Genomic DNA, 8217 nt, shown 5'->3' with positions numbered 1-8217 from the left:
TAATGCCAGGCGACAACATCAAGATGGTTGTGACGCTGATCCACCCAATCGCGATGGACGACGGTCTGCGTTTCGCAATCCGTGAAGGCGGCCGTACCGTTGGCGCGGGCGTTGTTGCTAAAGTTCTCGGCTAATCGCTGATAACATTTGACGCAATGCGCATGAAAAGGGCATCATTTGATGCCCTTTTTGCACGCTTTCACATCAGAACCTGGCTCATCAGTGATTATTTTTGTCATAATCATTGCTGAGACAGGCTCTGCAGAGAGCGTATAATCTCTAAAGGGATTAAGCGTTTCGATTTGGCTCGCCTCGCAATCGCGGGGTGAAATTATTTGTAGAATTCTTCTGACAGGTTGGTTTATGAGTGCGAATACCGAAGCTCAAGGGAGCGGGCGCGGCCTGGAAGCGATGAAGTGGGTCGCTGTTGCCGTGCTGCTGATTGTGGCAATCGTTGGCAACTATCTTTATCGTGACATGATGCTGCCGCTGCGTGCGCTGGCAGTGGTGGTTCTGATTGCTGCAGCGGGCGGTGTCGCGCTGTTAACTACTAAAGGTAAAGCAACCGTTGCTTTCGCGCGCGAAGCACGTACCGAAGTCCGCAAGGTCATTTGGCCAACCCGCCAGGAAACATTGCATACCACTCTGATTGTGGCTGCAGTAACTGCGGTAATGTCACTGATCCTGTGGGGACTGGATGGTATTCTGGTTCGCCTGGTATCCTTTATCACTGGCCTGAGGTTCTAAGATGTCTGAAGCCCCTAAAAAGCGTTGGTACGTCGTTCAGGCGTTTTCCGGTTTTGAAGGCCGCGTAGCAACATCGCTGCGTGAGCATATCAAATTACACAATATGGAAGAGTTATTTGGCGAAGTGATGGTTCCGACCGAAGAAGTGGTCGAGATCCGTGGCGGCCAGCGTCGCAAAAGCGAGCGTAAATTCTTCCCGGGTTACGTGCTGGTTCAGATGGTTATGAACGATGCGAGCTGGCACCTGGTGCGCAGCGTACCGCGCGTAATGGGCTTTATCGGCGGCACGTCTGACCGTCCGGCTCCAATCAGCGACAAAGAAGTTGATGCGATTATGAACCGCCTGCAGCAGGTGGGTGATAAGCCGCGTCCGAAAACGCTGTTTGAACCGGGTGAAATGGTTCGTGTTAATGACGGTCCGTTTGCTGACTTTAATGGCGTGGTTGAAGAAGTGGACTACGAGAAGTCCCGCCTGAAAGTTTCTGTTTCTATCTTCGGTCGTGCGACCCCGGTAGAACTGGACTTTGCCCAGGTAGAAAAAGCCTAAGTAGCGATCAAAAAAGCGGCGATTTAATCGTTGCACAGGGCGCGAGATTGGAATACAATTTCGCGCCTTTTGTTTTTATGGGCTAAGCCCGTAAAACGATTTTTTATCACGGGGAGCCTCCCTGAGGCGTTATCACCCAATCAGAGGATTTTAGAATGGCTAAGAAAGTACAAGCCTACGTCAAGCTGCAGGTTGCAGCTGGTATGGCGAACCCAAGTCCACCAGTTGGTCCAGCTCTGGGTCAGCAGGGTGTGAACATCATGGAATTCTGTAAAGCGTTCAACGCCAAAACCGAATCCCTGGAAAAAGGTCTGCCAATCCCAGTCGTAATCACTGTTTACGCTGACCGTTCTTTCACTTTCGTTACCAAAACCCCTCCAGCAGCAGTTCTGCTGAAGAAAGCGGCTGGTATCAAGTCTGGTTCCGGTAAACCGAACAAAGACAAAGTGGGTAAAATTTCCCGCGCTCAGCTGCAGGAAATCGCGCAGACCAAAGCTGCCGACATGACTGGTGCCGACATTGAAGCGATGACTCGCTCAATCGAAGGTACTGCACGTTCCATGGGCCTGGTAGTGGAGGACTAAGAAATGGCTAAACTGACCAAGCGCATGTCCGTGATCCGTGACAAAGTTGATGCGACCAAACAGTACGACATCAACGAAGCTATCGCTCTGCTGAAAGAACTGGCTACTGCTAAGTTCGTTGAAAGCGTTGACGTTGCTGTTAACCTGGGCATCGATGCTCGTAAATCTGATCAGAACGTTCGTGGTGCAACTGTACTGCCACACGGTACTGGCCGTTCCGTTCGCGTAGCTGTATTTACTCAGGGTGCAAACGCAGAAGCTGCTAAAGCTGCTGGTGCTGAACTGGTAGGTATGGAAGATCTGGCAGACCAGATCAAGAAAGGCGAAATGAACTTTGACGTTGTTATTGCATCTCCAGATGCAATGCGCGTTGTTGGTCAGCTGGGCCAGGTTCTGGGTCCACGCGGCCTGATGCCAAACCCGAAAGTGGGTACCGTTACTCCTAACGTTGCTGAAGCGGTTAAGAACGCTAAAGCAGGTCAGGTTCGTTATCGTAACGACAAAAACGGCATCATCCACACCACCATCGGTAAAGTGGACTTTGACGCTGACAAACTGAAAGAAAACCTGGAATCTCTGCTGGTTGCGCTGAAAAAAGCGAAACCAACTCAGGCTAAAGGCGTGTACATCAAGAAAGTTAGCATCTCCACCACTATGGGTGCAGGTGTTGCAGTTGACCAGGCTGGCCTGAGCGCTGCTGCAAACTAATGCCTTTACGTGGGCGGTGATTTTGTCTACAATCTTACCCCCACGTTTGCTAACGAAAGTTAGCGGCTAAAAGATTTGTTCGTTGGAGCCTGGCCTATCCAGGCCTCCGTCGAAGACCGCAGGTGTTTCGCAAGAGACTTAATCCCCTGCGTAGACGGTGACAGAACGCTAAGATTATTTTTTGAATACTCTGGCTTGTTTCTGCTCACCGTATTAAGACGCTCTCTCCGTTTGGAGGAGTGAAGTGAGTTCCGGAACATGAGTTCCGGCAAACATCCAGGAGCAAAGCTAATGGCTTTAAATCTTCAAGACAAACAAGCGATTGTTGCTGAAGTCAGCGAAGTAGCCAAAGGCGCGCTGTCTGCAGTAGTTGCGGATTCCCGTGGCGTTACTGTAGACAAAATGACTGAACTGCGTAAAGCAGGTCGTGAAGCTGGCGTATACATGCGTGTTGTTCGTAACACCCTGCTGCGCCGCGTAGTTGAAGGTACTCCATTCGAGTGCCTGAAAGACACGTTTGTTGGTCCGACCCTGATTGCATACTCTATGGAACACCCGGGCGCTGCTGCTCGTCTGTTCAAAGAGTTCGCGAAAGCGAATGCAAAATTTGAGGTCAAAGCTGCAGCCTTTGAAGGTGAGTTGATCCCGGCATCGCAAATCGATCGCCTGGCAACCCTGCCAACCTACGAAGAAGCAATTGCACGCCTGATGGCAACCATGAAAGAAGCTTCGGCTGGCAAACTGGTTCGCACTCTGGCTGCTGTTCGCGATGCGAAAGAAGCTGCTTAATAGCAGTTATCGTTATAAAGCATTTGCTTACGTATAAACTTATTCTGATTTTCAGGAACAATTTAAATGTCTATCACTAAAGATCAAATCATTGAAGCAGTTGCAGCTATGTCCGTAATGGACGTTGTAGAACTGATCTCTGCAATGGAAGAAAAATTCGGTGTTTCTGCTGCTGCCGCTGTAGCTGTTGCTGCTGGCCCAGCTGCTGACGCTGCTGAAGAAAAAACTGAATTCGACGTAATTCTGAAAGCTGCTGGCGCTAACAAAGTTGCTGTTATCAAAGCAGTACGTGGCGCAACTGGCCTGGGTCTGAAAGAAGCTAAAGACCTGGTAGAATCTGCTCCAGCTGCGCTGAAAGAAGGCGTGAGCAAAGACGACGCAGAAGCACTGAAAAAATCTCTGGAAGAAGCTGGCGCTGAAGTTGAAGTTAAATAAGCCAACTTTTCTGGTTGCAGCCTAAGTAATTAGGCTGATGGCTGGTGACTTTTTAGTCACCAGCCTTTTTGCGCTGTAAGGCATCAGTAGCATTTCACACTGTTTGACTGCTGGTTGTCCTGACAATGCTTGTTTCTATCGACGACTTAATATATTGCGACAGGGTGCTCGCTCTGTGTAAATCGCGACGAAATGATTTAAGCGTGATAGCAACAGGTATTGCGGAAAGTATTCAATTTTCCGGTCCACAAAATGGTGTTGCACAAACTGTCCCTTCGTCGGACAGATGGGTCGACTTGTCAGCGAGCTGAGGAACCCTATGGTTTACTCCTATACCGAGAAAAAACGTATTCGTAAGGATTTTGGTAAACGTCCACAAGTTCTGGACATTCCATATCTCCTTTCTATCCAGCTTGACTCGTTCCAGAAGTTTATCGAGCAAGATCCTGAAGGGCAGTACGGCCTGGAAGCAGCCTTCCGTTCCGTGTTCCCGATTCAGAGCTACAGCGGTAACTCCGAGCTGCAGTACGTCAGCTACCGCCTTGGCGAACCGGTGTTTGACGTTCAGGAATGTCAGATCCGTGGCGTGACCTATTCCGCACCGCTGCGCGTAAAACTGCGTCTGGTGATCTACGAGCGCGAAGCGCCGGAAGGCACCGTTAAAGACATTAAAGAACAAGAAGTCTACATGGGTGAAATTCCACTCATGACAGACAACGGTACTTTCGTAATCAACGGTACTGAGCGTGTTATCGTTTCCCAGCTGCATCGTAGCCCGGGCGTCTTCTTCGACAGCGATAAAGGTAAAACACACTCTTCCGGTAAAGTACTGTATAACGCGCGCATCATTCCTTACCGTGGTTCATGGCTGGACTTCGAGTTCGATCCAAAAGACAACCTGTTTGTCCGTATCGACCGTCGTCGTAAGCTGCCTGCAACCATCATTCTGCGTGCGCTGCAATACACCACTGAGCAGATCCTGGACCTGTTCTTTGAGAAAGTGGTCTTTGAAATCCGCGACAACAAGCTGCAGATGGAGCTGGTGCCGGAACGTCTGCGTGGTGAGACCGCGTCGTTCGACATTGAAGCCGACGGCAAAGTGTATGTGGAAAAAGGTCGCCGTATCACTGCGCGCCATATCCGTCAGCTGGAAAAAGATGATATCAAACACATCGAAGTTCCGGTTGAATACATTGCAGGAAAAGTGTCCGCGAAAGATTACGTTGACGAGTCAACCGGTGAGCTGATCTGCCCGGCGAACATGGAACTGAGCCTGGATCTGCTGGCTAAGCTGAGCCAGTCTGGCCACAAACGTATCGAAACGCTGTTCACCAACGATCTGGACCACGGTCCGTACATCTCTGAGACTGTACGCGTCGACCCAACCACCGATCGTCTGAGCGCGCTGGTAGAAATCTACCGCATGATGCGTCCTGGTGAGCCACCAACTCGCGAAGCGGCTGAAAGCCTGTTCGAGAACCTGTTCTTCTCCGAAGACCGCTACGATCTGTCCGCGGTTGGTCGTATGAAGTTCAACCGTTCTCTGCTGCGCGACGAAATCGAAGGTTCCGGTATCCTGAGCAAAGACGACATCATCGAAGTGATGAAGAAGCTCATCGATATCCGTAACGGTAAAGGCGAAGTGGACGATATCGACCACCTCGGCAACCGTCGTATCCGTTCCGTAGGCGAAATGGCGGAAAACCAGTTCCGCGTTGGCCTGGTACGTGTAGAGCGTGCGGTGAAAGAGCGTCTGTCTCTGGGCGATCTGGATACCCTGATGCCTCAGGATATGATCAACGCCAAGCCGATTTCTGCAGCAGTGAAAGAGTTCTTCGGTTCCAGCCAGCTGTCTCAGTTCATGGACCAGAACAACCCGCTGTCTGAGATTACGCACAAACGTCGTATCTCTGCACTCGGCCCAGGCGGTCTGACCCGTGAACGTGCAGGCTTCGAAGTTCGAGACGTACACCCGACTCACTACGGTCGCGTATGTCCAATCGAAACGCCTGAAGGTCCAAACATCGGTCTGATCAACTCCCTGTCCGTGTACGCACAGACTAACGAATACGGTTTCCTTGAGACGCCGTACCGTAAAGTGACCGACGGTGTTGTTACCGACGAAATTCATTACCTGTCTGCTATCGAAGAAGGCAACTACGTTATCGCTCAGGCGAACTCCAACCTGGATGACGAAGGCCACTTTGTAGAAGATCTGGTTACCTGCCGTAGCAAAGGCGAATCCAGCTTGTTCAGCCGTGACCAGGTTGACTACATGGACGTATCCACCCAGCAGGTGGTTTCCGTCGGTGCGTCCCTGATCCCGTTCCTGGAACACGATGACGCCAACCGTGCATTGATGGGTGCGAACATGCAACGTCAGGCCGTTCCAACTCTGCGCGCTGATAAGCCGCTGGTTGGTACCGGTATGGAACGTGCTGTTGCCGTTGACTCCGGTGTTACTGCAGTTGCTAAACGTGGCGGTACCGTCCAGTACGTTGATGCATCCCGTATCGTTATCAAAGTTAACGAAGATGAGATGTATCCGGGCGAAGCGGGTATCGACATCTACAACCTGACCAAATACACCCGTTCTAACCAGAACACCTGTATCAACCAGATGCCTTGTGTATCTCTGGGTGAGCCAGTTGAGCGCGGCGACGTGCTGGCAGACGGTCCGTCCACCGACCTCGGTGAACTGGCGCTCGGTCAGAACATGCGCGTAGCGTTCATGCCGTGGAACGGTTACAACTTCGAAGACTCCATCCTCGTCTCCGAGCGTGTGGTTCAGGAAGATCGTTTCACCACCATCCACATTCAGGAACTGGCATGTGTGTCCCGTGACACCAAGCTGGGGCCAGAAGAGATCACTGCTGATATCCCTAACGTGGGTGAAGCTGCGCTCTCCAAACTGGATGAATCCGGTATCGTTTACATCGGTGCAGAAGTGACCGGTGGCGACATTCTGGTTGGTAAGGTCACGCCGAAAGGTGAAACCCAGCTGACGCCAGAAGAGAAGCTGCTGCGTGCAATCTTCGGTGAGAAAGCGTCTGACGTTAAAGACTCTTCTCTGCGTGTGCCAAACGGTGTTTCCGGTACGGTTATCGACGTTCAGGTCTTCACCCGTGACGGCGTTGAGAAAGATAAACGTGCGCTGGAAATCGAAGAGATGCAGCTCAAACAGGCTAAGAAAGACCTGTCTGAAGAACTGCAGATCCTCGAAGCGGGTCTGTTCAGCCGTATCTATGCGGTGCTGGTTGCCGGTGGTGTTGAAGCTGAGAAGCTCGACAAACTGCCACGCGATCGCTGGCTGGAACTGGGTCTGACCGACGAAGAGAAACAAAATCAGCTGGAACAACTGGCTGAGCAGTATGACGAACTGAAACACGAGTTCGAGAAAAAACTCGAAGCGAAACGCCGTAAAATCACTCAGGGCGACGATCTGGCACCAGGCGTGCTGAAGATTGTTAAGGTGTATCTGGCTGTTAAACGTCAGATCCAGCCTGGTGATAAGATGGCAGGTCGTCACGGTAACAAGGGTGTTATCTCTAAGATCAACCCGATCGAAGATATGCCGCACGATGCTAACGGTACGCCGGTAGATATCGTACTGAACCCGCTGGGTGTACCGTCTCGTATGAACATCGGTCAGATCCTGGAAACTCACCTGGGTATGGCTGCGAAAGGTATCGGCGACAAGATTAACGCCATGCTGAAACAGCAGCAGGAAGTCGCGAAACTGCGCGAATTCATCCAGCGTGCCTACGATCTGGGTACCGACGTTCGTCAGAAAGTCGACCTGAACACCTTCAGCGATGAAGAAGTGCTGCGTCTGGCAGAAAACCTGCGTAAAGGTATGCCAATTGCAACGCCGGTATTCGACGGTGCAAAAGAAGCTGAAATTAAAGAGCTGCTGCAACTGGGTGGTCTGCCATCTTCTGGTCAGATTACGCTGTTTGACGGCCGTACCGGCGAGCAGTTTGAGCGTCAGGTAACCGTAGGTTACATGTACATGCTGAAACTGAACCACCTGGTCGACGACAAGATGCACGCTCGTTCTACCGGTTCTTACAGCCTGGTTACTCAGCAGCCGCTGGGTGGTAAGGCGCAGTTCGGTGGTCAGCGCTTCGGGGAGATGGAAGTGTGGGCGCTGGAAGCATACGGCGCAGCATACACCCTGCAGGAAATGCTCACCGTTAAGTCTGATGACGTGAACGGTCGTACCAAGATGTATAAGAACATCGTGGACGGCAACCATCAGATGGAACCGGGCATGCCAGAATCCTTCAACGTACTGTTGAAAGAGATTCGTTCGCTGGGTATCAACATCGAACTGGAAGACGAGTAATTCTCGCTCAAACAGGTCACTGGTGTCGGGTTAACCCCCGACACCGGATTGTGCTAACT

At 51.3% G+C, this 8217-nt stretch carries 7 protein-coding genes and 1 pseudogene; all 8 read left to right on the top strand.

Annotation, left to right across the window (positions count from 1 at the left end; all coding sequences use genetic code 11):
- A pseudogene (tuf, locus tag ACHHZ6_RS23345) lies at positions 1-134 on the top strand (elongation factor Tu); the annotation flags it as partial.
- A 229-nt stretch (positions 135-363) separates the two neighbouring features.
- A complete protein-coding gene (secE, locus tag ACHHZ6_RS23340; protein WP_196390692.1) occupies positions 364-747 on the top strand; it encodes a preprotein translocase subunit SecE in 384 nt (127 codons plus the stop codon).
- A 1-nt stretch (position 748) separates the two neighbouring features.
- Positions 749-1294: a transcription termination/antitermination protein NusG gene (gene nusG / locus ACHHZ6_RS23335; protein ID WP_003862341.1), complete on the top strand. Its 546-nt coding sequence runs from the start codon at positions 749-751 to the stop codon at positions 1292-1294.
- 155 nt (positions 1295-1449) lie between these two features.
- Positions 1450-1878: a 50S ribosomal protein L11 gene (rplK, locus tag ACHHZ6_RS23330; protein ID WP_008503452.1), complete on the top strand. Its 429-nt coding sequence runs from the start codon at positions 1450-1452 to the stop codon at positions 1876-1878.
- A gap of 3 nt (positions 1879-1881) precedes the next feature.
- A complete protein-coding gene (gene rplA, locus ACHHZ6_RS23325; RefSeq protein WP_182273028.1) occupies positions 1882-2586 on the top strand; it encodes a 50S ribosomal protein L1 in 705 nt (234 codons plus the stop codon).
- Between the two features lie 291 nt (positions 2587-2877).
- Complete coding sequence (gene rplJ, locus ACHHZ6_RS23320) at positions 2878-3375, top strand: 50S ribosomal protein L10 (protein ID WP_004097644.1); 498 nt, start codon at positions 2878-2880, stop codon at positions 3373-3375.
- Positions 3376-3441: 66 nt separating this feature from the next.
- Positions 3442-3810, top strand: coding sequence for a 50S ribosomal protein L7/L12 (rplL, locus tag ACHHZ6_RS23315; protein WP_014882064.1), 369 nt, complete (start codon positions 3442-3444; stop codon positions 3808-3810).
- 319 nt (positions 3811-4129) lie between these two features.
- Positions 4130-8158, top strand: coding sequence for a DNA-directed RNA polymerase subunit beta (gene rpoB / locus ACHHZ6_RS23310; RefSeq protein ID WP_182919232.1), 4029 nt, complete (start codon positions 4130-4132; stop codon positions 8156-8158).
- Positions 8159-8217: the final 59 nt, after the last annotated feature.

Origin of the sequence: Enterobacter cloacae complex sp. 2024EL-00214 (assembly GCF_043945575.1) — a bacterium.
Taxonomy (GTDB): Bacteria; Pseudomonadota; Gammaproteobacteria; order Enterobacterales; family Enterobacteriaceae; genus Enterobacter; species Enterobacter cloacae_P.
The sequence above is the reverse complement of the archived record's forward strand: the minus strand, read 5'-3'. Positions and strand labels throughout refer to the sequence as shown.